The sequence below is a fragment of the Sorangium sp. So ce385 genome (assembly GCF_051474135.1).
GTDB classification, from domain to species: Bacteria; Myxococcota_A; Polyangia; order Polyangiales; family Polyangiaceae; genus Sorangium; species Sorangium cellulosum_D.
Genome location: NZ_CP150337.1, coordinates 550,770 through 576,146, shown reverse-complemented (window position 1 = coordinate 576,146; position 25,377 = coordinate 550,770). Strand labels below are relative to the sequence as shown.

Genomic DNA, 25,377 nt, shown 5'->3' with positions numbered 1-25,377 from the left:
CCGGTTCGCCGCGCCCCGGGCCGCCGATTCCCCCGGAGCGCACCGGTCTTTCTGCCCTTCTCCGGCCACCTCCCGCACGGTACAAGGAGCCATGTCGCTCAAGCAGGAGGGCCCGCCGCCCGATCGCGCGGACGCCCACGCCGTGCTCGCCGGCGGAGGAGAGATGGGCGCCCGCATGCGCGCGATCGACTGGTCGACGACGCCGCTGGGTCCCGTCCAGTCTTGGCCGCAGAGCTTGAAGACGTGCGTGCGCATCATCCTCACCTCGCGCCAGCCGATGTTCGTCTGGTGGGGCGACGCGCTCATCAACCTCTACAACGACGCGTACAAATCGATCGTGGGCGGCAAGCACCCCGAGGCGCTCGGGCAGCCCGCGTCCGTGGTCTGGCGCGAGATCTGGGGTCAGGTCGGGCCGCGCGCCGCGTCGGCGATGCGCCGCGACGAGGGCACCTACGATGAGGCGCTCCTCCTCATCATGGAGCGGCACGGCTACCAGGAGGAGACGTATTACACGTTCTCCTACAGCCCGGTGCCCAACGATCAGGGCGGGACGGGCGGGATCATCTGCGCCAACACCGACGACACGCAGCGCATCATCGGGGAGCGGCAGCTGGCGCTCCTCCGCGACCTCGCGGCGCAGACCGCGAACGCGCGCACGTGGGAGGACGCGTGCGCGCACAGCGCGCGCTCGCTCGCGACCGACGCCAAGGATCTCCCGTTCGCGCTCATCTACGTCGTCGACGCCGACAAGCAGCGCATGCAGCTCGCCGGGACCACGGGCATCGCGCGCGGCCACGCCGCGGCCCCGGAGACGATCGCGCTGGCGGAGGGGTCGATCTGGCCGGTGGCCGAGGTGCTGCGCGGGCACGAGGCCAGCCGGGTCGTCGACCTGCCGCCGGACCTCCGGGATCTCCCGACCGGCGCGTGGCCGAGGCCGCCGGCGCAGGCCGCCCTGCTCACGATCTCCCCGTCGGGCGAGACCGGGCGCGCGGGGGTCCTGATCGTCGGGCTGAATCCGTTCCGCCTCCTCGACGACAACTACCGCGGCTTCCTCCACCTCGCGGCCGGCCAGATCTCGGCCGGCATCGCCAACGCGCAGGCGTACGAGGAAGAGCGGCGGCGGGCGGAGGCCCTCGCCGAGCTCGATCGCGCGAAGACGACCTTCTTCAGCAACGTGAGCCACGAGTTCCGCACGCCCCTCACGCTGATGCTCGGGCCGCTCGAGGACGCGCTCGCGTCCTCGAAGCGGAGCCTGTCGGGCGCCGATCTCGACACCGCGTACCGCAACGCGGTCCGGCTCCTCAAGCTGGTGAACGCGCTGCTCGACTTCTCGCGCATCGAGGCGGGCCGGATCCAGGCGTCCTACGAGCCGACCGACCTGTCCGCGCTCACCGCGGACCTCGCCAGCGCCTTCCGCTCCGCGATGGAGCGGGCGGGCCTCGCGTTCGAGGTCGACTGCCCTCCGCTCCCCGAGCCCGTCTATGTCGATCACGACATGTGGGAGAAGATCGTGCTCAACCTCCTCTCGAACGCGCTCAAGTTCACGTTCGAGGGCACGATCGCGCTCTCGCTCCGCGCTCACGGCGATCGCGTCGACCTCACCGTGAGGGACACGGGCACGGGCATCCCGGATCACGAGCTCTCGCACCTGTTCAGGCGGTTCCATCGCGTCCAGGGGGCGCGGTCCCGCACGCACGAGGGGTCCGGGATCGGGCTCGCGCTCGTCCACGAGCTCGTCCGGCTGCACGGCGGGACCATCCACGTCGCGAGCCAGGTCGCCGAGGGCACGTCGTTCACGATCTCCATTCCCCTCGGGACCGCGCACCTCCCGCAGGACCGCGTGAACGCCCGGCGGACGCTCGTGTCGACGGCGACGGGCGCGGCGCCCTTCGTGCACGAGGCGCTCCGCTGGCTGCCCGGGGCGGAGCCCGACAACGACGTCGCTCCCCTCGCGCCGGCGGGGCTGACCTCGCCGGCGGACGCCGCGCTCGGGGCGGGCCCGGCGGCGCGCATCCTCCTCGCGGACGACAACGCCGACATGCGCGACTACGTCGGGCGCGTGCTGCGCGAGCGGTGGACGGTCGAGGCGGTCGCCGACGGCGTCGCGGCGCTCGAGTCGGCGCGCGCGCGCCCGCCGGATCTCGTGCTCACCGACGTGATGATGCCGAACCTCGACGGGTTCGGCCTGCTGCGCGCGCTGCGCGCCGACGAGCCCACGAGGAGCGTCCCGGTGATCATGCTCTCCGCCCGCGCGGGCGAGGAGTCGCGCGTCGAGGGGCTCGAGGCGGGCGCGGACGACTACCTCGCGAAGCCGTTCTCCGCGCGCGAGCTCGTCGCCCGGGTCGCCACGCACCTCCAGCTCGCGCGCCTGCGGGCGGCGGCCGAGCGCGAGCGCGAGAAGCTGTACGACCTCTTCATGCAGGCGCCGGTCCCCATCGCGGTGTTCGTCGGCCCCGAGCACGTCTACGAGGTCGCGAACCCGCCGTACTGCGAGATGGTCGGCCGGCCGCAGATCGTCGGCAAGAGCGTGCGCGACGTGTTCCCGGAGATCGGCGAGCACGAGGTGATCGCGACCCTGGATCGCGCGCTGAGGAGCGGTCAGCCGCTGCGCATCATCGAGCTGAACATCCCGATCGTGCGCGGGGGCGTGGCGAGCGACGCCTTCTTCAATTACGTCGCGCAGCCGATCCGCGACCCGTCCGGCGCCGTCACGGGCGTCATGGTGGTCGCCTTCGAGGTGACCGATCAGGTGCTCGCGCGCCGCCGCATCGAGCAGCTGAGCCAGCACCGCGAGGAGCTCATCGCGGCGCTCGCGAAGACGAACCAGGAGCTCGATCAGTTCGCCTACGTCGCCTCGCACGACCTCAAGGCGCCTCTCCGGGGGATCGCGAACCTGTCGGAGTGGATCGAGGAGTCGCTCGCGGGGAAGATGGATGACGAGACGCAGGAGCAGATTCACCTCCTGCGCGGGCGGGTGCGCCGCCTGGAGGCGCTCATCGACGGGATCCTCCACTACTCGCGGGCGGGCCGGCTGCGCGGCGATCTGGTCAGCGTCGATACCGGCCAGCTGCTCGCGGAGGTCGTCGAGCTGCTCTCGCCGCCGGCGGGCGCCCGGATCGAGATCGCCCCCGGGATGCCGACGCTCGTCGCGGAGCGCGTCCCGATGCAGCAGGTGTTTCAGAACCTCATCAGCAACGCCCTGAAGCACGCGCGGCGGAGCGATCCGCGCGTCGAGGTGACCAGCAACGACGCCGGGGCCTTCTACGAGTTCGCCGTCAAGGACAACGGGCCTGGCATCGCGCCCGAGTACCATGGTCGCATCTGGGACCTGTTTCAGACGCTCGAGTCGCGCGACAAGGTGGAGGGCACCGGGATCGGGCTCTCGGTCGTGAAGAAGGCCGTGGAGAGCCGCGGCGGGAGCGTGGGCGTCGCGTCGCGCCCCGGCGAGGGAGCGACGTTCTTCGTGCGCTGGCCGAAGCGCGTGAAGGAGGAGGCGTGAGCGCGCTAGAGCGGTTTTCGCTCGGGTTTCGTGCAGACGTCTCCCGTCTCCCGTCCCCCCTCTCCCCTCTCCCCTCTCCCGTCTTCCGTGCTCGTCCTTCGTGCGCGTGCGCGTGCGCGTGCGCGATTCTTCGGAGTCAGCGCGCACGCGCACGCGCACGAAGGACGAAGGACGAAAGACGAAAGACGAAAGACGAAAGACGAAAGACGAAGGACGAAGGACGAAGGACGAAAGACGAAAGACGAAAGACGGATGACGGGGGCGAGCGAATCCTCGCGGTTGACGCACGCCCCGCGCCGGTCGAGGGTGCGGGCATGCATGCGCGCCAAGCGTCGTTCGAGCCGTGGCTGCGGAGCTTCGTCGCCGAGAATGGGGGCATCGCCGGGACGGTGCACCTCGTCGAGGGCGACGCGCTCGCGCTGGCCGCGGCCGTGAACATCCCCGAGAAGGTGCAGGAGATCACGCGCCTCGTCCCGCGCGGCAAGGGCATGGCCGGGCTCGCCTGGGAGCGCGGCCAGCCCGTGCAGACGTGCAACCTGCAGACGGACACGTCCGGCGACGTCCGGCCGGGCGCCAGGGCGGTCGCGGCGCAGGCCGCGGTGGCCCTGCCGGTGCGTGACGCCTCGGCGAGCGTGCGCGCCGTCGTGGGCATCGCGTTCGCCGGCGAGCGCGAGCTCGGCGAGGACGAGCTCGCCAGGCTCGCCGAGGGCGCGGGCGCGCTCCCGGCCTGAACGCTCGCCTCGCGCGGCCGTGGCCGCCGCGCTCGCCAGCCCCCTGACCCGCGCCGTCGGCTTTGCCGGGCGCGCGAAGCGCTATTTGCGCACAGCACACATCCGGATCGCACGCGCGATCGTGAGAAGGGGGGCGCTGGCCATGCCTGACGCGCATTGTACTGTTCCCTCTCTCGGGAGGTGTGCATGGATATCGTCAGCCACGGAAGAGGGGTGTTCCTGATGATCGCTGCCGCCGTCCTTGCTGGCTGCGGCTCGCCGGAGCCGCTGGGGACGGCGGCGGAGCGTGTCATGGCGGGTGAGCCGGGTTGTTCCGGCGGGGAGAGCCCCGCGGGAGACCGCTGGATCCACGTGACGAGCGGCGGCCGGGAGCGCTCGGCCCTCCTGCACGTCCCGAGATCTCTTCACAGGAAGAAGGGGCGTGTCCCGCTCGTGTTCGACTTTCACCACTTCAACGGGACGCCCGAGGCGGAGGCCGCCCTCACGGGGCTCAGCGCGCTTGCGGACGAACGGGGTCTCCTGGTCGCCTATCCCGCGGGCATCGGCGGGAGCTGGAACGCAGGCCTGTGTTGCGGCCAAGCGTGGCAAGAGGGGGTCGACGACGTGGGTTTCACGCGTGACCTGATCGACGCCATCTCGGAGGAGCACCGCGTCGACCCGCGGCGGATCTTCGTGACCGGCATGTCGAACGGCGCGCTCATGGCCCACCGCCTCGGCTGCGAGCTCGCGGACAGGGTCGCCGCGATCGCTCCGGTCGCCGGCGTCCTGCACGTGCCGCCGGCGACCTGCGAGCCGGCGCGCCCGATCTCCGTTTTGCATGTGCACGGGACCGCGGACATCGTGATCCCTTACAACGGAGGCACGGGGGTGGTCCCGGTGCCCGTGCCGGGGAGCCTGGAGTTCATCTCCGTGGCCGAGAGCCTCGCGATCTGGCGCGAGCGCGACGGCTGCGCCGACGTCTCGCACGTCACCTACGCGCGCGGCGACACGACGTGTACGGCGTGGTCGCGCTGCGCCGACGAGGCCGAGGTCGAGCACTGCGCGGTCGAGGGGGGCGGGCACACGTGGCCGGGCGGAGGGGATCTGCCGCCGGTGTTCGGGCCGAAGAGCGAGACGTTCGACGCGAGCGAGCGGCTGCTCGACTTCTTCGAGGAGCACCCGATGTGAGAGCATGGCCGAGCGGACGCATCCCCGCTCCATGCGATACGGCCTGACCTTCCTCGTCCTGAGCGCCTCGGTTGCCTCGCTCGCCGCCCTCGCGGACGGGGCCGCGCTCGTCCTCCTCTGGCCGGCGCTGAGCTTCGGCCTGGTCGGCGCCGCGTACCTGGCGCGCCGGCCCGCGATGCTGGGCAAGCGGCCTGACGGCACGCAGGCCGCGTGGGCGCTCGTCCTGCTCGGTCCGTACTTCCTCCTGACCTGGGCGCTGTGGAGCGCGGAGCGGGCGCTCGGGCGGGCGGACTGCGCCAACGAGGTGGCGCCAGGGCTCTGGGTCGGCCGCCGCCCCCTGGCGCACGAGCTGCCGGCGGGCGTGCGGCTGGTCGTGGATCTGACGGCCGAGTTTCCGGCGGCCGCCGCGGTGCGCCGCCATCCCGGCTACCTCTGCGTGCCCACGCTCGACGGCACGGGCCCCGAGGTGGAGAGGCTCCGGGAGCTCCTCGAGCGGCTGCGCGGCGTGGACGGCGTGTACCTGCACTGCGCCTCCGGCCGCGGCCGATCGGCGACCCTCGCGACCGCGCTGCTGCTCGAGCGCGAGCTCGCGGCCGACGTCGACGCGATGGAGGCCCGGCTCCGGCAGCGCCGGCCCGGGATCCGGCTGAACGCCGCGCAGCGGGAGCTCCTGCGCCGGGCGCGCTCGGCTCTCGGCCCCTGACAAGATCGAGCGTCGCGACGGGTCACGCGCCGTTCCCACCGGTGCTCGCGTCGGCGGTCGGCGATCGAGGGCCCCCGGCCTCCGAGTTCCGGGCGCCGGCCCTTGTCTTTCGCGGCGCCGATGCGAGGATGGGCGCCTTCCCATGGAGACGAACGGCCAGAGCGCCCCGGAGGCAGCGATGGGCGATCCGCTCGACCCCGGCTGCCGCCCGCACGTCCGCGTCGAGGACCTCGTGCGCGGCGCGGCGCCCGCCGGCGAGCGCGCCCCCGCCGACGCGGGCGCGGGCTGCGCCGGCGGCGAGCGCGCCCCCGCCGAGCCCGGCGCGGGCGGCGCGCCTGGCGAGCCGCTCACGGCGAAGCTCGCCCGCCGCACGGTGCCCGGCGAGCTCTACGAGCGAGGGCCCGAGGAGGGGTATCTCCGGTGCACCGCGTGCGCGCACCGCTGCGTCCTCTCGCCGGGGCGCGCCGGCGCGTGCGGGATCCGCTTCGAGCAGGGCGGCGAGCTCCGCGTCCCGTTCGGCTACGTCGCTCGCCACTACGTGCGATCGGTCGAGACGAACACGATCTTCCACGTGCGCCCCGGCGCGCGGTCGCTCACCTTCGGCATGTTCGGGTGCGACCTGCGGTGTCCTTATTGCCAGAACTGGAAGGTCTCGCAGGCGCTGCGCGAGCCCGAGGGCGACGGCGAGCCGATCGACATCAGCGCCGCGGATCTCGTCGAGACGGCCGTCGCCGCCGGCTGCGGGGTCCTCGCCAGCGCCTACAACGAGCCGATGATCACGGCCGAGTGGGCGCGCGCGGTGTTCACGGAGGCGCGGCGGCGGGGGCTCGTCACGGCGCTCATCTCGGACGGCAACACGACCCCCGAGGCGCTCGCGTACATGCGCCCGGTCACCGACGTGTTCCGCGTCGATCTCAAGGGGTGGAGCGCCGACCAGTACCGGACGCTCGGCGGCCGCGTGGAGCCCGTGCTCGCGGCGATCGGCGAGGCCCGCCGCCTCGGCTACTGGGTGGAGGTCGTGACGCTCGTCGTCCCGGGCTTCAACGACAAGGCGGACGGCCTCCGCGCCCTCGGCGCCGAGATCGCCCGCGTCGATCCCGACATCCCCTGGCACCTCAACGCCTTTTACCCGCGTTACAAGATGCGCGATCGCCTGACGACCGACCCGGCGTTCCTCGTGGACGTGGCCGGCGTCGCGTACGCGCGCGGCATGCGGTACGTCTACGTCAGCAACGTGGCCGACCGCGTGCGCGAGCTCTCGCACACCCGCTGCCCGGGTTGTTACGAGGTCGTGGTGCGGCGGTTCAACTACGAGACGCAGGAGGTCCTCCTCTCCGGCGGCGCGTGCCCCGCGTGCGGGACGCGCGTGCCCGGCCTGTGGGGACCTGCGGCCGCGTAGCGCTGCCCCGCCGGCCGCGCTCGACCGGTGGGGCGCGGCCCGGCGCCATCCCGGCGTATTGCCGAAAGATTTCCGTCTCGTTCCACGAGAGGCCCAGTCCGGAGACCCGGGACTCCGCCGTTGCGTCCGGACAGGACTCCTCCGATCACGCCGGGCTGGACGCCGGGCTGACCGGACGGCCCGGCGGCCGGAGGACCGTCTGACGCGTAGTCCGGCTGACATGCCGAGTCCGCTGCGCCGCTGGCCGGACTGGCCGGCCATTTCAAGGGTCCATTGGCCGGCCAGGCCGGCCACCGCGAGTGCCCATTTGCGCCGGGAAAAATGCGAAGGATGGTTCTCGCCGCGGCGCCGCGTGTGGTAATTTAGGAGCATGTCGTCGCCGTCCGAACGTCTTGCTCAGATCCTCAGGGAAGGCCGATTCGTCGCGACTCGCGAGCTCGGCGAAGAGTGCGCTGCGGAGCTCCACACGCACGCCAAGGAGAGGTATCTCGCGCTGGAGGCGACGATACCTCGGTTCCAGAGCAGCATGAGCCGCAAGCTCTTCGAGCTCGGCCCGCCGGTGCTCGCGATCTACCAGGCGCTCCTGCACGACCTCGGCGTGGACCGGGGGCCGGCCCTGCGCCTCGCCGAGGACATGCTGCTCGCGTTCTACCGCAAGCAGCTGAACCGGAGCCCGCTGCTCGACGCCGCGATGGATATCGTGTTCCGGCTGAAGCCCGCGCGGCGCCTGATCATGAAGAGCACGCTCCCGGGCTCGCCGGGCGGCTCCCGCTTCGACAAGGTCAGCGACGCCGGCGCGCGCCTCGCCTCGGGCGCGCGCGACTGCCCGCTCGTGGCCTTCGCGAAGCGGCACGGCGCGCCGGAGATCGTCGCCATGATCGGCCAGCTCGACGACCTCAAGGCGAACGAGCCCCGCGGCATCGAGCTCCGCCGCAGCGGCGCGCTCGACATGGGCGCCGAGCGCGACGGCTTCCGGTACGTGACGGTCAAGAAGTAGCGCCCCCGCCCGGGCGCGCCCCGCTCAGGCGTCGTCGACCCCTCCGGCGCCGACCGCCTCTCCCCCGTTCTTCCAGCCCCCTCCTGCGCCCGCGAGCGCTGACCACCGCGTGACCGCGTGACCGCGTGACCGCGTGACCGCGTGACCGCGCGCGGCGCTCCGCGGCGCAGCATTTCGACGTTTGCCTCGTGACGCGCCGTGACCTCGAAGGCCGGAACGCGCGTGGGACAGCGCACACATTTCAAAATTGAAACCTTCGCGCGCATTCATGGACCTCGAGAGAGCGTGGTTGTGTTAATCGTTGAATGATCGCCCGATCTCCGATCGCTCCCTGAAGTCGCTTGCTCGAGGAGGCCCCATGAAGTCACCGTTCGCTCTGCGAAGGGTCGCCGCCGGACGTTTGTCCGCCGCGGCGGCCGCGACCGTCCTCGCGTCCAGCGCGCCTTCGCTGGCCGGCTCGACCACGCTCTTCGAGAGCGGGCAGGTGCGCCCGCTCGCGCTGTCTCCCAGCGGAAACCTGCTGTTCGCGCTCAACACGCCGGACGGCCGCCTCGAGGTCTTCCGCGTGCGCGACGGCGCGCTCGACCACCGGAGCTCGATCCCGGTCGGGCTCGAGCCGGTCGCCGTGGCGGCGCGGAGCGACACGGAGGTGTGGGTCGTGAACCACCTGTCGGACAGCGTGAGCGTCGTCCAGCTCTCCCCCGGCGGTCACGGCGGCCGCGTCGAGCGCACGCTGCTCGTGGGCGACGAGCCGCGAGACATCGTGTTTGCCGGCCCGGGGCGGCGCCGCGCCTTCATCACGGCCGCGCACCGCGGCCAGAACAACCCGAACGACCCGCAGCTCACGACGCCCGGCGTGGGCCGGGCCGACGTCTGGGTGTTCGACGCGAACCACCTGGGCACGTCGCTCGGCGGCGCGCCGCTCACCATCCTCACCCTCTTCACCGACACGCCGCGCGCGCTCGCCGCCACGCCCGACGGCGCCCGCGTCTACGCCGCCGGCTTCCACTCGGGCAACCAGACCACCGTCATCACCGAGCTGCTCGTGCCCGACCCGAGCGCGCCGGGCCCGGCCACCAACGCGGACGGCGACCCGGCGCCCCCGGTCAGCCTCATCGTCAAGTTCGACGGCGCGCACTGGGTCGACGAGCTCGGCAACCCCTGGGACTACCGGGTAAAGCTCTCGCTGCCCGACAAGGACGTGTTCGCCATCGACGCGATGGCGAGCCCCCCGCAGCCCGTCGCCGGGCCCTCGGGGGTCTTCACCGGCGTCGGGACGATCCTCTTCAACATGGTCGTCAACCCGGCGAACGGGAAGGTCTACGTCTCCAACACCGACGCGAGGAACGAGCAGCGGTTCGAGGGCCCGGGCGCCTTCGCCGGGCAGAGCCTGCGGGGCCACCTGCACGAGAGCCGGATCACGGTGCTCCGCCGGAACGGCGCCCCGCGCGTCGCCCCGCGGCACCTCAACAAGCACATCGATTACTCGGTCTGCTGCGCCCCGACGCCGAACGCGGAGAGCGAGGCGAGCCTGGCCCAGCCGGTCGACATGGCCGTCACGAGCGACGGCGCGACGCTCTATGTCGCCGCGCTCGGCTCGAGCAAGGTGGGCGTGTTCAGCACGGCCGCGCTCGAGAACGACACGTTCGTGCCCGACGCGGCCGACCACATCGAGGTGAGCGGCGGCGGCCCGTCGGGGCTCGCGCTCGACGAGCCGCGCGGCCAGCTGTTCGTGCTGACCCGCTTCGACAACGCGATCTCGATCATCGACACCGCCGCCGGCACCGAGACGGCGCACGTCGCGATGTACAGCCCCGAGCCGCCGAGCGTCACGCTCGGGCGGAGGTTCCTCTACGACGCGCGATCGAGCTCGGCGCACGGCGACTCCTCGTGCGCGAGCTGCCATATCTTCGGCGACTTCGACAGCCTCGGGTGGGATCTCGGCAATCCGGACGCGGCGGTCACGACCAACCCGGGCCCGTTCGTCGGCCCGCTGCTCAACCTGTTCACGCAGCAGCCGATGGCGCAGGAGTTCCACCCGATGAAGGGCCCGACCACGACCCAGAGCCTGCGCGGCATGGCGAACCACGGGCCCATGCACTGGCGCGGCGATCGCACGGGCGGCAACGACGCGCCGACGGCCCAGCCGGACAGCGGCTCGTACGACGAGCGCGCCGCGTTCCGGAAGTTCCAGGCCGGCTTCACCGACCTGCTCGGCCGGAGCGGCCCGATCCCCGCCGCCGACATGGAGGCGTTCGCCGACTTCATCCTCCAGGTGACGTATCCGCCCAACCCGATCCGCCGCCTGGACAACGCGCTCACGCCGGATCAGCAGGCCGGGCGCGACACCTTCTTCAACAGCAACCTGGACGGGACCGCCATCTGCAACGGCTGCCACGTCCTCGACCCGGACAGCAACCCCGGCACGGACAAGCCCGGCTTCTTCGGCACCGACGGCAACATGACGTTCGACTTCCAGCCGCAGCTCATGAAGACGCCGCACCTGCGCAATTTGTACCAGAAGGTCGGGATGTTCGGGATGGAAGCCCCCGATTTCGGCATCCTGCCGGGCGACAACGCGCACAAGGGAGATCAGGTGCGGGGGTTTGGATTCCTGCACGACGGGAGCTTCGATACGCTGTTCCGGTTCTTCCGCGGCATGGGGTTCTCGCCGTTCACGGGCTTCACGAACCAGTTCGGCACCTTCCCCGACAACCCCGACGGCCTGCCGGACTCGCCGGCGGGCGACGCGGTCCGCCGGCAGCTCGAGGCGTTCCTCCTCGCCTTCGACTCGAACCTGGCGCCGATCGTCGGCCAGCAGGTGACCTTGAGCTGGGACGACCAGGCCGCCGCCGGGCCGCGCGTCGATCTCCTGATCCAGCGGGCCGATGCGGGCGAGTGCGACCTCATCGCGAAGAGCCACGTGATCTTGCAGGAGATCGGCTTCCTCTACACCGGCGCCGGGAAGTTCGCCGCCGACCGGCTGGCGCTGCCGCCGATCCCGGACGCCGTGCTCCGCCAGATCGCGGTCGCGACGGGGCGCCCGCTGACGTACACGTGCACGCCGCCGGGCTCGGGCTACCGCGCCGGCATCGATCGCGACGAGGACGGCTTCCTCGACGGCGACGAGCGGAGCGCCGGCAGCGACCCGGCGGACCCCTCGGACACGCCCTGATCACTCGCCCCCGCCATCGTCGCCGGAAGCGCAGTCCGGGTCGGGCGGGGACACGCAGGCGAGCGCGCACACCCCGTCTGCGCCGCAGTGGCGGTCGGCGCAGTCCGGGTCGACGAGATCGGGGCCGACATCGCAGGATGCGTCGCAGAGGCCGTCCGCGCGGCATGGGTTGTCCGCCTCGAACTCGTCGATCGTCGGCTGGATGAACCGGGAGATCTGGTCGTGATCGGTGCGCGCCTGCACCCCGTCCAGGGTGCAGGGGTTGTCGCCGAACGACGTCACGCCGGCGTGGCGCTCGACGCCCCACCGCACGAGGAACGCCGGACCTCCGGAGTCGCCGGCGCACGTGTTCATGGCGGGGACCTGGTAATAGAACTGGGTCTCGTCGATCGTCCCCGGCGTGCCGCCGACCTGGGCAGGGCCGATCGCCAGGATGGGAAACGCCACGGCGCGTCGCATGCCGAACCCTGTCCCGGCGACCCCGTCGGAGACGCCATAACCGACGAAGGTGTAGTCCGGCCCGATGTACCAGCGGCTGTTGTCCATCGACTCGCGCAGGAGCGGCGCAGGCTGCACGGGCGCGTCGCTCTCCAGCTTGAGGAGGGTGAGATCGTTCTGGAAGGTGCCCGGGTCGTACTCGGGGTGGCGCCTCGACGCTTCGACCGGCACGCTCGCCGAGCGCCGCCCGAGGTCCGTGCCGAAGAAGACCCGCGTGAGCCCGCCGTGGCAGTGTCCCGCCGTGATCACGGTGCGCCGGGAGATCACGGTCCCGCTGCAGTACGCCCGGCCGCGATTGCCCACGCCCACGACATAGGCGTGCGCAGTGTCCACGGCGCCCCCGACGATGCGCTGTCGGGACGTGAGCAACGGTTGCTCGCCCTCGCCCCCAGCAGGCATATCCGCGCAGCCGAGCCCGCCGAGGCACAGGATCGCGATCGGGATAGCATTCTTCATACTGCCACCTTTCCGTCTACAAATGATGTCTACAACGGCCATGGCGTGAGGACGCACACAGTCTTTGCGCTGCCCGGGCCCACGGGTGGGTGGAGGGCATAACAAGCGTGGTGCCAGCGCCGTGCGCGGCGCGCCTCCGGGCCTACGAGCCGGATGCGCGCGCAGCGGTGGCCTGGAAATGGCGCGCGTGGGGGGATCTCGCCGGGTCGCGTCCTGGAATGGCGCGCGAGCGGCGAGGTTCGCCGGGCGCTTGGCCGCGGCCTGCACGGCCGGGAGGTTCATGGGGGGAGAGGTCGCGGCGCCGCGCTCGCCAGGGGGGCGCGCGGGCCGTGGATGCGGGCGGTACGCGACCGCCGCCAGCTGGTGGTACGCGACCGCCGCCACCTGAGGGGTGTCGGCGGTGCGGGTGCGCGGTGTCAGGACGTCGGCGTCGCTCGAGCGACCGCGGCGCTGCGCTCGGCCATGCTCGCGATGTAGGCGCGGTTGAGCTCGCGGCACGCGGGCTCGCGGACGCCGATCGTGACCTCGATCCCGGCGCTCTCGAGCAGGGCCACGCCCTTGCCGGAGACGAGGGGGTTCGGGTCGATCATCCCGATCACGACGCGCCGGACGCCGGATCGGAGGAGCGCGTCGGTGCAGGGCGGCGTCCGGCCGTGGTGGCAGCACGGCTCGAGGTTGACGTAGAGCGTGGCGCCCTCGGCGCGGCCGGCGAGCTTGCGGAGGGCGTCGACCTCGGCGTGGGCCAGCCCGGCTCGCTCGTGGAACCCCTCGGCGAGCACCTCGCCGCCGCGCACGATGACCGAGCCGACCATCGGGTTCGGGGCGGTGCGCCCGGCGGCGCGCCTCGCGAGCTCCAGGCAGCGATCCATCCAGCGAAGATCGAGGTCGTTCATGCCGGCCCCGGGGCACGGCGGGCCGTGAAGGGACGGCCTGCCTGCCTCGCCGCAACATCGCACTGCATCACGCGGCCAGTATAGCGGAGGGCCGCGGTCGGGGTAGCGACGGTGAGCGGGCTCGCCCGCTCGTCGGGGCCGCGGCTGCGGCGTCACCTTCGACGGGCAGCCGGCTCACCCTGGGACGCATCGGGTCGGGAGGGTGGGACCCGGAGCGCCGGCGAGAGGGGCTGGCCGAGGGTCGCGGGGGTCGGCGGAGGGAGGCATGTCCAGCGCGGAGACGGGGGCCGCCCATGTTTTGGTGGTGGCACGTCCACCGGGAGACGGGTGCCACCCATGTTTTGGTGGTGGCACGTCCACCGGGAGACGGGTGCCGCCCATGTTTTGGTGGTGGCACGTCCACCGGGAGACGGGTGCCACCCATGTCCGGCGTGGACGAGCCGGCTCACCCGGATGGGTTCATGGCGTACCGCCCCCCCCGGGCGGGGGCGTCTGGACGGCTTCGGCCGTCCTGGCGGGGGCTCTTCGACGGGGCCGGGCGCGATCGTCGACCATCTCGGCGTAGATGCGCTCGTGCCATTCGTTCGTATGTGCCCGTCCGCGGGGTTGAACCCCTCGCTCCTGAGCTCACCGCGAAGTCACATTGGCGGAGGGCGTCACGCCGCAGCGAGCTCCGGGACGCGACCCAGGCGACGGAGACTCCGGCCTCGGAACGGCTGGCGACAGTGGAAGTGGATGATAACGCGCCGCCCTGCTCCCGGTCCGGACGCCCGCGCGCATGATCCGGACATGAGACGGCAAGCATCGCGTCTGCGCGGCGGAGCTCGCACCAGGACGGGGAGCAGGGAGCGGCCGAATATCCTGATCATCATGGGAGACGACATCGGCTGGTTCAACCTGAGCGCGTACAACCGGGGAATGATGGGCTATGAGACGCCCCACATCGACCGGATCGCGCGCGAAGGGATCCTCTTCACCGACTACTACGGACAGCAGAGCTGCACCGCCGGGCGCGCCGCCCTCATGACGGGCCAGACGCCGCTCCGGACCGGCCTCACCAAGGTCGGCATCCCGGGCGCGAAGCGGGGGCTCAGCGACGAGGATCCCACGATCGCCGAGATCCTCCAGCCGCCCGGCTACGCCACTGGGCAGTTCGGCAAAAGTGGCGTATGGATCATGCCTTCGTGATCATCCCGCCCCTCGCCTTCGCCAGGAAGTTCGCGGCCTCGTTCCAGAAGTTCCCTCCCCGGCAGAAGCCGGAGACGTGGAACCTGGACACCATCCTCCAGAGCATGCAACGCACCTCCGATTGAGCGGCCGCCCACCATGACATGGCATTGGATGAGCTCTCACCCCCAAGGGCGCCGCGAGGCGGGGATCTCTCGCGCGAGCGTGCCGAAGAGCCGCTCGGCCGCCGAGAGAATCGCTTCTGCGCCGGGTTCCCCGAGCCAGCAGAAGATGTACGCGCCGTACGACTTCTCGGTCAGGTAAAGCCCCGCCGGCCGGCCGCAAGCCTCGGAAGCGACGCGCTTGAGCGCGGCGATGTCTTCGGCGCCGATGGGCCGGTCCACGATCAGCTCTCGCGCTCGGCCCTCCATGACGAACTCGAGCGTCAACCTGGGCCACGGCGGGCCCCTGCGCCCCGGGACGACCACCTCCGCGTGCTCCCGGTCCGCAGCCACCGCCCCGAGCAGGCGGTGCGCGGCGTCGGCGACGGCCCTCGCGATCGCCGCTTGCCGGCGGTCCCCGAGCCAGAGGATCCGCAACACGCCGTTCGGCTGCAGCGCCGCTCCAAGGTCGACGGGATGACCCACGGATTCCTCGACGGCGTGCTCGACGGCGCTGATCTCGTCGGGCGTGAGCGGCCGTTCCACGGACAGGCGGCGCCACGGGTAGATGAGGTCAGGGTCGAAATGCCCGATGGTCAGGTAGTGGAACATGGAGGGGTCGCCTCGTCGTTTCGGTGCGTGTCGACCACGCACGAGCTGTCTGATGCGCGAGCTTCCGGCGGTGGCCCTCACCCGCCCAACCCGTGCGGCCGGAACCAGTGGGGCGTGCAGCGCGACGCCGGGGCCTTAGAGGCACATGGGCTGGTCCAGCTTGGCGACGAAGGCGTCGTGCCAGCCGTAGCGGGCCGGCGCGACGGAGTAGCCTCCGGCGCCGTCGAGGGTCAAGGCGATCGAGCGCGCGCAGGGCACCTCGACCGTGTCCGCCGAGCACTTCACCTGGTGACGATACGCGTAGGTCACCTCTCCGTGCGCGCCAGGCCTTCGCCAGGCGCTCTTCAGGCCGATCGTGGCATCTCGGCGTGAGCTGGGTGCAGAGGACGCGGCACGATCCAGCGCGATGCGCTGCGTGGACGTGGTCCTCGAATGGATGGCCCCAGCGGTTGTTCGTCCCCACCGAGAAGACGGAGAGCTCGGCCTCCACGCGCTCGTACAGGTCGCGGAAATCGTCATCTCCGCTGCGGATCTCGCCGCCGTGGTGGGGCGCGCGGACGACTCTGGCCTTCACCAGCCGGTCGTCTAGGTGAGACCAGGAGGAGAGCGGCGCGTCGCCGCCGATGAGAACCGCGATCCCTCCGCAGGTCACGCGCAGGACGGCGGAACACTCGTTGGGCTGCTCGCCGTCGACGAGCGCCTTGAGCTGCTTCCCATAGTACGGGAGCACCACGTCCACGCTCCAGCCGGCGCCGCTGCACACGATTTTGGGCTTCGATTCGCGGGTGGGCGAGCAGAGCACGAGCGTTTCGTCTCTCTCCCACGCGAACGCCTTGTCGAGGAGGGCCGTGCACGCCTCCTTCATCGTTCGTTCGTTCGGGTCGCCATCCATGCCGATGTAGAGCTCGTCGACATTGCCCCCGCGGGCCAAGAACCCTTCCAGGAAGGGGGAGGACGCCGCGGATGTGGTCGACGTCGAGGTGGGAGACAACGGCGGCCGAGAGGTGGGTGATGCCGTGATCGACGACGAAGCGATCCGCGACATGGGCGTCGTTGCAGTCGAAGAGGACCCTTCGCTGGAGAGTCGAGGAGCTTACGTGGAATCCCGCTACGGCATCGTGGCTGGAAAGGACGTGAACCGGATGCAGTCCTGCACGTCGTTCGCCCAGTCAATCATGAGAAAGCCACCAGCCTTATCGTAGCCATCGCCGGGCATGCCCTTCTCTTCGTTTACAGCGAGCGAGTTCAACGGAGGATAATCGTTGTCTCGACACCACTCCGCGATCTCTACCAGGAAGTGTCCGACCACGCGCGTGAGATGTGGCACGCCCGCTCGTTGGCACAGCAGTGCGTAGCCGATGAGGTACCGGCTGACGATCAGGCGCTTCGCGGGCGGGTACGCCTGCGTCATGGCATGATGATGGTCCAGCAACGCCTGCCCGAGGGCTCTCGACTCCGGTTTCACTACTTCGAGCCACCGAACAGGCGATACAGCCCGTAGCTCGCGAGGCCAACGACGGCGCCCGCGGCAACCAGCGGCGCAGCTCCAATCGCGACCGCCGTTCCGCCCACGGCAAGACCCATGGAGCCAACGGCGGCGGATGTCACGCCTCCCGCAGCCGCTCCGGCAGCAGTTGCCCCCGCTGCCTTGTACCACTCGGACTTGTCAACCATAGTCGTGACTCCTCTGCTTGGAAGCAATGTGAGGCTACACTCACGGTATGCGGCGTGCAAGCCCACTCGCACCGCCGTGGATCCAAAGACCGCGGTAGAGGATCAGCAAGGACGAACCGCGCAACGAGTGCACGCACCTGTCCAACGATTTGCGGCTGTGCTCTTGGGCGCCGTGCGAGCTTAGCGAGGCTCGGCTCGCGCCGTCAGCACAGCCGCTGGTTCGGCGGCGCGCCGCATAGCGTGGGGCCCGGAGAGCCATCTCGCTTTGGCAGAAAGAGTACCACGCGCGAGTTTGTCTGCATGGAGGCCCACGGTCCACCGCGCCTCTCGGCGCCGCGGAAGCGGCGCGCGACCGCAGGACATTCGGGGCCGACTGCGCTTGGAGGCGCCGCCGCCACCTCGGGTCGTAGTGCTCCGTCCCCAGGCTTGTTGATGTGAGGGCGGCCGACACGCTCAACGTACTCGAAGCACGCGGAGTGCGTCAGTGCCCGCCCCCGCACATGCAGTGTACCGAACCGCGGTAGGTGCCCGCCGGAACCCTGCCTGCGCCGGCGTAGTCGCGAGGCTTTCCCGTTTAATGGTCACGAGGACACACGGAACAGTGGGCCCAGCTATCGTTGCGGCCACTCGGCGATCACGTCATTAGTGTTGGCTCTGTAGAAACGCATGCCGCCAAGGTCCGCCACACGCTCGATGTCGAGATTCGCGAGAATGGGAACGAAGTTCTTGAATACGTCGCCATGGGCGAGTTCGAAGGCTTCGCGATTATCGTGCGAAATACTGATTCGAGGAGCGGCCCATTCGGCGCCGTGGATTGCTGCCAACCGGCGCTTGGCTTCCAGTCGGAGAGTGAAGCGAAGCCCCTCCACGGTCTGCTCGACGTCAACTTCCAGAGGTTCCTGAGTGCGCCATGCCGGTTCGCGCGGGTTCCTAAGGAGGTCCAGCGCCCGCGCGGCGATCTGCGCGAACTCTGCATGAGCCTGGCCCTGAGCAAGGCCAGACTGCGCGCCGAAGCGGATCGCAACAGCGCCAATGGTGGTCGACACCGGCAGGCGCTCCGGGGAGAAGGTAGCGCCGAAAGTCCGGATCGCATCCTGGACCTGCTCGATGGGTGTGTCATCGGCGGTGACGATGTCAACGAAGCTGAGTACTCTGTTGCCGCCAGGCGCGATCTCCACGTGCTCCGGACCTCGCGTCCCGACGTGCTCGTCCGCGACCGGCTCAACGACGGGCCGAGCCCACGACATGCCGGGCACAGCCCCAGCGCCATGCCGATACATGAATGCGTTGATGCCGCTCTTTCTTTTCGCGATCGAGTATACGTGCTGCGCGGTCAGATACATCAGGCAACCTCCTTCCTGCGAGGCGGCAGTTCCCGGTAAACCCACACATCCTCGTCCACCACCGTTCGCGTGAGGAGAGGGCTCTCACGGAGAATCGACCGAACGGGTTCGGCACCCACTGCAACTTGTTCCTCCGCGGACAATCGGGACCATGCGGCGTCCATTTTCTCCAAAATATCGTCTTCCTCCGGGGACTCAAGGCCGCGGTGGATCCATCGGATACGCACGAGTTCGTTCTCGAGGAGCCTGTACCTCTCGAGCGCTTCAGACATCGTACACCTTCCATGACGTCCGCGTTTCCGCGAGAGCGGCCTCGTATTCCGCGAGCGAACACCGGGTGGCCGGTTCGATGAGTGCGTGCGGCGGGCGATCCTCGTTCACGTTCAGGACCCTACCGACTGCGCTCATAGGAAGCGAGAAGACTGGATCTCGTCCTTCGCCTCCCAGCGATCGGGGCTTCCGATGCCTCGGAAGCCCGCCGGGATCGTCCATCGCAACAGAGAGGCCTCGGCCGGGAGTGACGTAACCGGCAGCATCGGGATAAACGTCGAACTCAGGCGGGTCTTCCGGGACGGCACCTGCGGCGGAGACTCTCACGCCCAGGGTTCGAGCGGTTCGGCCGAGCAGAGGCATGTGATCGTCCGCTTTCTTCATCGCGCGAAGCATGAGGCGGCTCATCCACGTCTTCATGTACCACGGTTCGGCATCGCTCGCGTGCACAAGCAACACACCGGCCCCTTCGGGCCACCGCACGCACAGCGACGGCGCTTGGCGCCTTCCCCTCGGTCGGGCGCGTTACACTGTCACTGTTCTGGGCCCTGCTGCACGGAGCTCTCCTACGTCGGCGAGCTATCAGGCGACGCTCTTCGGCTCGGGGAGAACCCGCAGGAAGCTGCACCATACCTGTAGAGAGGTCGCAGAACCAGCAGGCGACCGAGGCGAACCTACCGTCATCTCCGAGGACCTCCGGAGGGTTGCGGAGCTGCCGCCGCTGGTGGGCCGCCGACGTGACATGCTCAACGGCAGCCGGCCCAACATTGCTATTGTCTGTGACGCACGGCCAATCTGCGCATTTCCGCATGTAGGCCGCGAGCACCGCGGCCTACGATCCGTATTCCCACGGATGGGCGCATCTCGTGCGGCTTACGCCCGTATTCCCGTGGATAGGCCGTGACCTTCTGCGCCCTATCAGCGCACCTCCACCGATTGACTGCTGCATGAGCACGTACTTCCGGCCGCTCGGCCGCCGGCGCTCCGGTCCGTCGAGCCGCACGGAGCCTGCCCAGGACACCGCGCCCGTGCGGCCGGAACCAGTCGAAGCTTGCATGTGCATGCTCAACCGACGAGGCGGCGGCGCACTCGCGCGCGGTAGCGTACGCGGTGCAGCCGCCCCGGCCAACCACCGCGCGGGCCCCCGCCCGGTAGCCTCGACTGCCCCAAGGCCGGCGGCCTCGACCGGCCCGGCGCCCGCGCCGTCCCGCTCGGCGCCGGGTTTCCTCCACCGCCGTTCTGCTTCACACTCCCGCCCAGCACCGTCGTGCAGCGGTCCTCACCGCGGCCCGGCGTCTCCCCGTCTCCCCCGCGGCCTCCGCCGCATCCCTCATCGCCCTCGTGCCCCACGCCGTCATCACCTCGCCCAGCGCCGCCGCCCGGCTCGATCGCGCCGTGGGCTGGCTGCGCCGCCGGCGCCCCGCCGAGCGCGTGCTCCTCGTCGGCGCGTCGGTCGAGGCCGTGAGCGAGCTCGCCCGCGCGTCGATCCGCGGCCGCCGCGCCACCTTCGGCTGGCACCGGCTCACCCTGGGGCGCGTCGCCGCGGCGCTCGCGATGCCGGCGCTCGCCGCGCGCGGCCTCGTCCCGGCCAGCGCGCTCGCGATCGAGGCGCTGTGCGCGCGCGCCATCGACGGGCTCGCGCAGGACGGGCTGCTCGGCCGCTTCGCCCGCGTCGCGGACCGGCCCGGGCTGCCGCGCGCCGTGGCGCGGACGCTCGACGAGGTGCGGCTCGCCGGCGTCGATCCGGACGCGCTCGCGCCGGCCGATCTCGACCGCATCGCCCGCGCCTTCGACGCCGCCCTGGACGCGGCCGGGCTCGCCGATCGCGCGCTCGTCCTGCGGCTCGCGGCCGAGCGCGCCCGCTCCGACGACGGCGGCGATCCGCGCGCCAGGCACCCGCTGCTCGGGCTGCCGACGCTCCTGCTCGACCTGCCGGTGCGGTTCGCGCTGGAGCGCGAGCTGATCGAGGCGCTGGCCGCGCGCTCGCCCGACGCGCTCGCCACCGTGCCCGCCGGCGACGCCGCGTCGCTGCGCCACCTCGAGGCCGCGCTCCGGTCGCCGTCGCGGCGGATCTCGCTGACCGCGATCTCGGCCGCGCACGACGGCGCCGGCGCGGCCAGCGGCGCGGGCGGCGACGCGGACGACGCGGACGACGGGCCGCCGCCGGGCGCGCCCAGCACCTCGCTCGCGCGCCTGCAGGAGCACCTGTTCGATCCGCTGACCGACGAGGCCCCGGGGCTCGGCGACGAGGTCGAGATCCTCTCCGCGCCCGGGGAGAGCCGGGAGTGCGTGGAGCTCGCGCGCATCGCGCTGCGCGAGGCCGGCCGCGGCGTGCCGTTCGAGCGCATGGCGATCCTCCTGCGCGCGCCCGAGCAGTACCGCGCGCACCTCGTCGAGGCGCTGCGCCGGGCCGGGATCCCCGCGTACTTCGCGCAGGGCTCGGTCCAGCCCGATCCGGCGGGCCGGGCGCTGCTCGCGCTGCTCGCGTGCGCGGCCGAGCACCTCTCGGCGTCGCGCTTCGCCGAGTACCTCTCGCTCGGGCAGGTGCCCGACGCCACGCCCGCGGGCGAGCCGCCCCCGGCCGCGTCCGAGGCCGACCGGTGGGTGCCGCCGGACGACGACTTCTTCCCCGCGCTCCTGCGCGGTGAGCTCGACGAGGGCGCGGAGGAGCTCGGGGACGCGCTGGCGATCGGAGATGAAGAGGAGGCGCCCTCGGGCGGCGGCGCGCTGCCCGGTGCAGGCGCGCCGGGCGCGCTGGAACCGCCGGGCGCGCCGGAGCCGCGGAGTGCGCCGGAACCGCCGGGCGCTCCGGAACCGCCGGAGCCGCCGGGCGCGCCGGCTCCGCAGGCCGCGCCGAGCGACGACCGCGACGCCCCCGTGCAGGACGGCACCCTGCGCGCCCCGCGGCGCTGGGAGCGGATCCTCGTCGACGCAGCGGTGATCGGCGGGCTCGACCGGTGGAAGGCGCGGCTCTCCGGCTTCGAGCGGGAGCTCCGGCAAGAGCTCGCGCGCGCCCCGGAGGAGCGCGACGCCGCGCGCATCGCGCGGACGCTCGCCGACCTCGAGGCGCTCCGGGACTTCGCGCTGCCGCTCCTCTCGGCGCTGCCGAGCCCGGGCGAGCGCGCGACCTGGGGCGCGTGGCGCGACCGGCTCTCGGCGCTCGCGACGCGCGCGCTCCGGCGCCCCGAGCGGGTGCTCGCGGTGCTCGCCGAGCTCGCGCCCATGGCCGACGTGGGCCCCGTGGACCTCGGCGAGGTGCGCCTCTGCCTCGCGCACCGGCTCACCGACCTCGTGATGCCCCCGGCCGCCCGCCGCGACGGGCGCCTCTTCGTGGCGCCGATCGAGGCCGCCCGCGGGCGCTCGTTCGACGTGGTCTTCGTGCCCGGGCTCGCCGAGCGGATCTTCCCGCAGAAGGTCACCGAGGACCCGATCCTCCGCGACGCGCTCCGCCGGGCGATCGCCGGGGGCGCCTCGGGCCTCGACACGAGCGACGACCGGGTGGCGCGCGAGCGCCTCGCGCTGCGGCTCGCGGTCGGCGCGGCCCGCCGCAAGCTCGTCGTGTCGTACCCGCGCGTCGACATGGACCAGTCGCGGCCGCGGGTGCCGTCGTTCTACGGGCTCGAGCTCCTGCGCGCGGCCGAGGGCAGGCTGCCCGGCTTCGGCGAGCTCGAGCGCCGCGCCGAGCAGGGCGGCGCCGCGCGCATCGGCTGGCCCGCGCCCGCGCGGCCCGAGGACGCCATCGACGCGGCGGAGCACGACCTCGCGCTCCTGGAGACGCTCTTCAGCCTCCCGGAGGACCGCACCATCGGCACGGCGCGCTACCTGCTCGGCGCGAACCCGCACCTCGCGCGGGCGCTCAGGTTCCGGGCGCGGCGCTGGATCCCGGCGTGGACGAGCGCGGACGGGCTGTTCAAGCCGGTCGCGGAGGCGCGCGAGGCGCTCGCGAAGCACGCGTTCGGGCGCCGGTCGTTCTCGCCGACCGCGCTCCAGCACTTCGCCGCGTGCCCCTACCGGTTCTTCCTCTACGCCGTGCACAAGCTCGCGCCGCGCCCGGCGCCGGAGGCGATCGAGGAGCTCGATCCGCTCCAGCGCGGCCGGCTCGTGCACGACGTGCTCTACGAGGTGCTCGTCGCGCTGCGCGACGCGGGCAAGCTGCCGGTGAGCGTGGCCTCGCTCGACGAAGCGCGGGCCGAGCTCGATCGGGCGCTCGACCGCGTGGCCGCGCGCTACGCCGACGAACTCGCGCCGGCGATCCAGCGCGTCTGGGACGACGGCATCGCGTCGGTGCGGGCCGATCTCCGCGAGTGGCTGCGGCGCGCCGCGGAGGACCGCGACTGGGAGCCGATCCATTTCGAGCTGTCGTTCGGGCTGCCGCGCCGCTTCGCCACCCGGGATCCGGGGAGCTCGGACCAGCCGGTGGAGCTCGACTGCGGGGTCAAGCTCCGGGGGTCGATCGACCTCGTCGAGCGGAGCGTGTGGGGCGCGATGCGGGCGACCGACTACAAGACGGGCAAGGCGCGGGCGCCGCGCGACGCGGTCGTGAGCGGCGGGGGCACGCTCCAGCCGGTCCTCTACGCGCTCGCGCTGGAGAAGCTCATGCCGCCGGGGACGCAGGTCGAGTCGGGGCGGCTCTATTACTGCACCTCCGCCGGCGGCTTCACCGAGGTGCCGATCTACCTGGACGCGCGGGCCCGCGAGGCGGCCGCGCAGGTGGCGGGGATCATCGGCGACGCGATCGACAGGGCGGCGCTCCTGCCGATGCCGGCGGAGGGGGCGTGCGCGCAGTGCGATTACCGGCCCGTGTGCGGGCCCTACGAGGAGCTCAGGACCGGGAAGATCAAGCGGCGCGACATCGACCAGCGCCGGCGGCTGGAGCAGCTCCGCAGGCTGGCGTGAGCGCGGGTGTCGCGCCCGGACGCGCGTTCAGGGTGCCAGTCACCCGGGCTCGCCAGGAGCCGACGACGCGCTCTGGGCGCCGGTGACCCACGGCGGATCTTCCGCGTGCTGCTCCGTGCCCGAGAGCGGCGGCAGCCACGGCTCGCGGCGCTTGATCCAGATCTCGTAGCTCGGAGCGAGATCCGTCGGAGCGTCGTCCAGACACCCCAGCTTGATCTCGACCTCGCCCTCCGCCTCCCGCGGCGAGAACAGCCGCGACCCGCACGTCGGGCAAAAGCTGCGTCCCTCCCAGCACCTCGTCTCGCCCGTCGACGCGAAGCTCGACCACGGCCACACCGCGTACGGCATGAAGACGCAGCCGGTCTCCTTCCTGCACGACGTGCAGTGGCAGAGCCCCACGCGCACAGGCTCGCCACGAAGCTGAAACCTCACGGCGCCGCAGGCGCAGCTGCCGCTCCGGACACGCTCGAATCCAGCTCGCAGTTCGTCTCCCATCGCGCGCTCTTGGCCCATCGTAGCCAGCGCCGCGCTCGCGTTCTATACACTTCGTCATGGTCAAGGAAATCGCTCTGCCCTGCGCCCTGCTCGCGCTCGGAGCGGCTGGCACCGGCTGCAATCTCATCTTCGGCATCGAGCCCGGCACGGACGCGACCCCTTCCTCGTCCTCGACGACGGCCTCCTCGGCGACGGCGGCCACGGGCTCCGGAGATGGCGGCTCGGCGCAGGCCACGTCGGGCACCGGTGGCGCCGATGGGGCGGGCGGGCGCGCGCCCTCGTGCCCTCCGTCGAGCTGCGCCGTGGGAGAGTGCCCCGTGACGCAGATGCCAGGGGTGCTCGGGTCCAACCCGAAGGGCATGGTGGTCACCCAGGATGCCGTGCTGATGGCCAACAACGAGGCCATCGTCGCCATCCCGAAGGATGGCGGGGCCGCGCGCACGCTCCCGGGCACCCTCGGATTCGGCGACACCGCCTGGGTCACCTACGCGGGCGGGCAGCTCTCGTGGATCAACTGGAGCAACGGAGACGTGCTGGGGATCTCCATCGATCCGCCGAGCTCCAGCCCGATCCGGATCGCGGCGGTCCCTCGTCAGGAGGACGAGGACGTCCTTCCGGGCTTCGGCCGCATCGCCTCGTTCGGCGACAGCGTCTACTGGGGGACGCAGACGCCCCCGGCCGTCTGGCGGGCCAAGGCGGACGGCAGCCAGGCGCTCGCCGAGCAGGTCGCCGCCAGCGAACACCCGATCGGCGTCGCCGTCGACGCGACGCACGTCTACTGGTCGGATTACTGGGCGAGCCAGATCCTGCGCAAGACGAAGGAGCCGCTCGGCGAGACCGCCGAGGTCTTCGCGGAGACGAACGGCAACCCGACCGAGATCGTCCTCGCCGACGGCGTCGTATACTGGGTGACCGACAACACCGGCGCGGTCCAGTCCAAGGCGACGGACGCGGCGCTCGATGCCCCGCCCTTCACCACCACGGTCGACGCTCAGGCCGTCGCCAAGTCGCTCGCGGTGGACGACGAGTTCGTCTACTGGACCGTTTACATGAACGGCGAGGGGCAAGGCGAGGTGCGCAGGGCGCACATCGGCAAGGGCGACACGATCACCCTCACGACCGGACAGCCATACTTCTTCGAGATCGCCGTCGACTGCGGGTTCATCTATTGGAACGTCAACAACCTGGAAGCCGAAGAGGACGCCGTGGTGTTCCAGATGCCGAAGCCCTCGAACTGAGCG

The 25,377-nt window shown here is 71.6% G+C and carries 18 protein-coding genes and 2 pseudogenes; 11 read left to right on the top strand and 9 right to left on the bottom strand.

Annotated elements, in window-relative coordinates:
• Positions 1–91 precede the first annotated feature (91 nt).
• From WME83_RS02220 to WME83_RS02190, 7 genes are all read left to right on the top strand, one after another.
• Positions 92–3,499, top strand: a complete 3,408-nt coding sequence (locus WME83_RS02220; protein WP_437317609.1) for an ATP-binding response regulator — start codon at positions 92–94, stop codon at positions 3,497–3,499.
• Between the two features lie 314 nt (positions 3,500–3,813).
• Positions 3,814–4,230, top strand: coding sequence for a GAF domain-containing protein (locus WME83_RS02215; protein ID WP_020465086.1), 417 nt, complete (start codon positions 3,814–3,816; stop codon positions 4,228–4,230).
• A gap of 186 nt (positions 4,231–4,416) precedes the next feature.
• Complete coding sequence (locus tag WME83_RS02210) at positions 4,417–5,397, top strand: extracellular catalytic domain type 1 short-chain-length polyhydroxyalkanoate depolymerase (RefSeq protein WP_437317608.1); 981 nt, start codon at positions 4,417–4,419, stop codon at positions 5,395–5,397.
• A 31-nt stretch (positions 5,398–5,428) separates the two neighbouring features.
• On the top strand, positions 5,429–6,100 hold the full coding sequence (locus WME83_RS02205; RefSeq protein WP_437317607.1) for a hypothetical protein: 672 nt from the start codon (positions 5,429–5,431) through the stop codon (positions 6,098–6,100).
• 142 nt (positions 6,101–6,242) lie between these two features.
• Positions 6,243–7,499 carry a radical SAM protein gene (locus tag WME83_RS02200; RefSeq protein WP_437317606.1) on the top strand — a complete coding sequence of 419 codons (1,257 nt, stop codon included), beginning with the start codon at positions 6,243–6,245 and terminating at the stop codon, positions 7,497–7,499.
• A gap of 526 nt (positions 7,500–8,025) precedes the next feature.
• Positions 8,026–8,496, top strand: coding sequence for a hypothetical protein (locus tag WME83_RS02195; RefSeq protein WP_437317605.1), 471 nt, complete (start codon positions 8,026–8,028; stop codon positions 8,494–8,496).
• 358 nt (positions 8,497–8,854) lie between these two features.
• Entirely contained in the window at positions 8,855–11,671 is a 2,817-nt protein-coding gene (locus WME83_RS02190) for a hypothetical protein (protein ID WP_437317604.1), read from the top strand.
• Here WME83_RS02190 and WME83_RS02185 read toward each other — a convergent pair whose 3' ends face one another.
• Positions 11,672–12,625: a S1 family peptidase gene (locus WME83_RS02185; protein WP_437317603.1), complete on the bottom strand. Its 954-nt coding sequence runs from the start codon at positions 12,623–12,625 to the stop codon at positions 11,672–11,674.
• A gap of 416 nt (positions 12,626–13,041) precedes the next feature.
• Positions 13,042–13,518: a bifunctional diaminohydroxyphosphoribosylaminopyrimidine deaminase/5-amino-6-(5-phosphoribosylamino)uracil reductase RibD gene (gene ribD, locus WME83_RS02180; RefSeq protein WP_437317602.1), complete on the bottom strand. Its 477-nt coding sequence runs from the start codon at positions 13,516–13,518 to the stop codon at positions 13,042–13,044.
• Positions 13,519–14,307: 789 nt separating this feature from the next.
• Between ribD and WME83_RS02175 the strand changes: the two are divergent.
• Positions 14,308–14,682: pseudogene (locus WME83_RS02175) on the top strand (sulfatase-like hydrolase/transferase); the annotation flags it as partial.
• Between the two features lie 5 nt (positions 14,683–14,687).
• Positions 14,688–14,831: a hypothetical protein gene (locus WME83_RS02170; protein WP_437317601.1), complete on the top strand. Its 144-nt coding sequence runs from the start codon at positions 14,688–14,690 to the stop codon at positions 14,829–14,831.
• A 36-nt stretch (positions 14,832–14,867) separates the two neighbouring features.
• Here WME83_RS02170 and WME83_RS02165 read toward each other — a convergent pair whose 3' ends face one another.
• The 6 genes and pseudogenes from WME83_RS02165 to WME83_RS02140 all read right to left on the bottom strand — a co-directional run bounded on the left by WME83_RS02165 (position 14,868) and on the right by WME83_RS02140 (position 18,747).
• On the bottom strand, positions 14,868–15,458 hold the full coding sequence (locus tag WME83_RS02165) for a hypothetical protein (RefSeq protein WP_437317600.1): 591 nt from the start codon (positions 15,456–15,458) through the stop codon (positions 14,868–14,870).
• Between the two features lie 135 nt (positions 15,459–15,593).
• Positions 15,594–15,767 (bottom strand): hypothetical protein, encoded by a 174-nt coding sequence (locus WME83_RS02160; protein ID WP_437317599.1) that lies wholly within the window; start codon positions 15,765–15,767, stop codon positions 15,594–15,596.
• A 799-nt stretch (positions 15,768–16,566) separates the two neighbouring features.
• Positions 16,567–16,869 (bottom strand): hypothetical protein, encoded by a 303-nt coding sequence (locus WME83_RS02155; RefSeq protein WP_437317598.1) that lies wholly within the window; start codon positions 16,867–16,869, stop codon positions 16,567–16,569.
• A gap of 53 nt (positions 16,870–16,922) precedes the next feature.
• A pseudogene (locus WME83_RS02150) lies at positions 16,923–17,105 on the bottom strand (hypothetical protein); the annotation flags it as partial.
• A gap of 638 nt (positions 17,106–17,743) precedes the next feature.
• Positions 17,744–18,475 carry a hypothetical protein gene (locus WME83_RS02145; RefSeq protein ID WP_437317597.1) on the bottom strand — a complete coding sequence of 244 codons (732 nt, stop codon included), beginning with the start codon at positions 18,473–18,475 and terminating at the stop codon, positions 17,744–17,746.
• Positions 18,475–18,747, bottom strand: a complete 273-nt coding sequence (locus WME83_RS02140) for a hypothetical protein (RefSeq protein WP_437317596.1) — start codon at positions 18,745–18,747, stop codon at positions 18,475–18,477. The genes WME83_RS02145 and WME83_RS02140 overlap by 1 nt, the downstream gene beginning before the upstream one ends.
• 1,339 nt (positions 18,748–20,086) lie before the next feature.
• On the opposite strand from WME83_RS02140, the gene WME83_RS02135 reads away from it, so the two are divergent.
• Positions 20,087–23,641 (top strand): PD-(D/E)XK nuclease family protein, encoded by a 3,555-nt coding sequence (locus WME83_RS02135; RefSeq protein ID WP_437317595.1) that lies wholly within the window; start codon positions 20,087–20,089, stop codon positions 23,639–23,641.
• Positions 23,642–23,680: 39 nt separating this feature from the next.
• On the opposite strand, the gene WME83_RS02130 is transcribed toward WME83_RS02135, so the two are convergent.
• Complete coding sequence (locus WME83_RS02130; RefSeq protein WP_437317594.1) at positions 23,681–24,136, bottom strand: GFA family protein; 456 nt, start codon at positions 24,134–24,136, stop codon at positions 23,681–23,683.
• Between the two features lie 56 nt (positions 24,137–24,192).
• On the opposite strand from WME83_RS02130, the gene WME83_RS02125 reads away from it, so the two are divergent.
• Complete coding sequence (locus tag WME83_RS02125; RefSeq protein ID WP_437317593.1) at positions 24,193–25,374, top strand: ABC transporter permease; 1,182 nt, start codon at positions 24,193–24,195, stop codon at positions 25,372–25,374.
• The last annotated feature ends 3 nt before the right edge of the window (positions 25,375–25,377 follow it).

Coding starts and splice junctions, on each gene's coding strand:
- WME83_RS02220 (WP_437317609.1), top strand. CDS start 92: ATGTCGCTCAAGCAGGAGGGCCCGCCGCCCGATCGCGCGGACGCCCAC.
- WME83_RS02215 (WP_020465086.1), top strand. CDS start 3,814: ATGCATGCGCGCCAAGCGTCGTTCGAGCCGTGGCTGCGGAGCTTCGTC.
- WME83_RS02210 (WP_437317608.1), top strand. CDS start 4,417: ATGGATATCGTCAGCCACGGAAGAGGGGTGTTCCTGATGATCGCTGCC.
- WME83_RS02205 (WP_437317607.1), top strand. CDS start 5,429: ATGCGATACGGCCTGACCTTCCTCGTCCTGAGCGCCTCGGTTGCCTCG.
- WME83_RS02200 (WP_437317606.1), top strand. CDS start 6,243: ATGGAGACGAACGGCCAGAGCGCCCCGGAGGCAGCGATGGGCGATCCG.
- WME83_RS02195 (WP_437317605.1), top strand. CDS start 8,026: ATGAGCCGCAAGCTCTTCGAGCTCGGCCCGCCGGTGCTCGCGATCTAC.
- WME83_RS02190 (WP_437317604.1), top strand. CDS start 8,855: ATGAAGTCACCGTTCGCTCTGCGAAGGGTCGCCGCCGGACGTTTGTCC.
- WME83_RS02185 (WP_437317603.1), bottom strand. CDS start 12,625: ATGAAGAATGCTATCCCGATCGCGATCCTGTGCCTCGGCGGGCTCGGC.
- ribD (WP_437317602.1), bottom strand. CDS start 13,518: ATGAACGACCTCGATCTTCGCTGGATGGATCGCTGCCTGGAGCTCGCG.
- WME83_RS02170 (WP_437317601.1), top strand. CDS start 14,688: ATGGATCATGCCTTCGTGATCATCCCGCCCCTCGCCTTCGCCAGGAAG.
- WME83_RS02165 (WP_437317600.1), bottom strand. CDS start 15,458: ATGTTCCACTACCTGACCATCGGGCATTTCGACCCTGACCTCATCTAC.
- WME83_RS02155 (WP_437317598.1), bottom strand. CDS start 16,869: ATGACGCAGGCGTACCCGCCCGCGAAGCGCCTGATCGTCAGCCGGTAC.
- WME83_RS02145 (WP_437317597.1), bottom strand. CDS start 18,475: ATGTATCTGACCGCGCAGCACGTATACTCGATCGCGAAAAGAAAGAGC.
- WME83_RS02140 (WP_437317596.1), bottom strand. CDS start 18,747: ATGTCTGAAGCGCTCGAGAGGTACAGGCTCCTCGAGAACGAACTCGTG.
- WME83_RS02130 (WP_437317594.1), bottom strand. CDS start 24,136: ATGGGAGACGAACTGCGAGCTGGATTCGAGCGTGTCCGGAGCGGCAGC.
- WME83_RS02125 (WP_437317593.1), top strand. CDS start 24,193: ATGGTCAAGGAAATCGCTCTGCCCTGCGCCCTGCTCGCGCTCGGAGCG.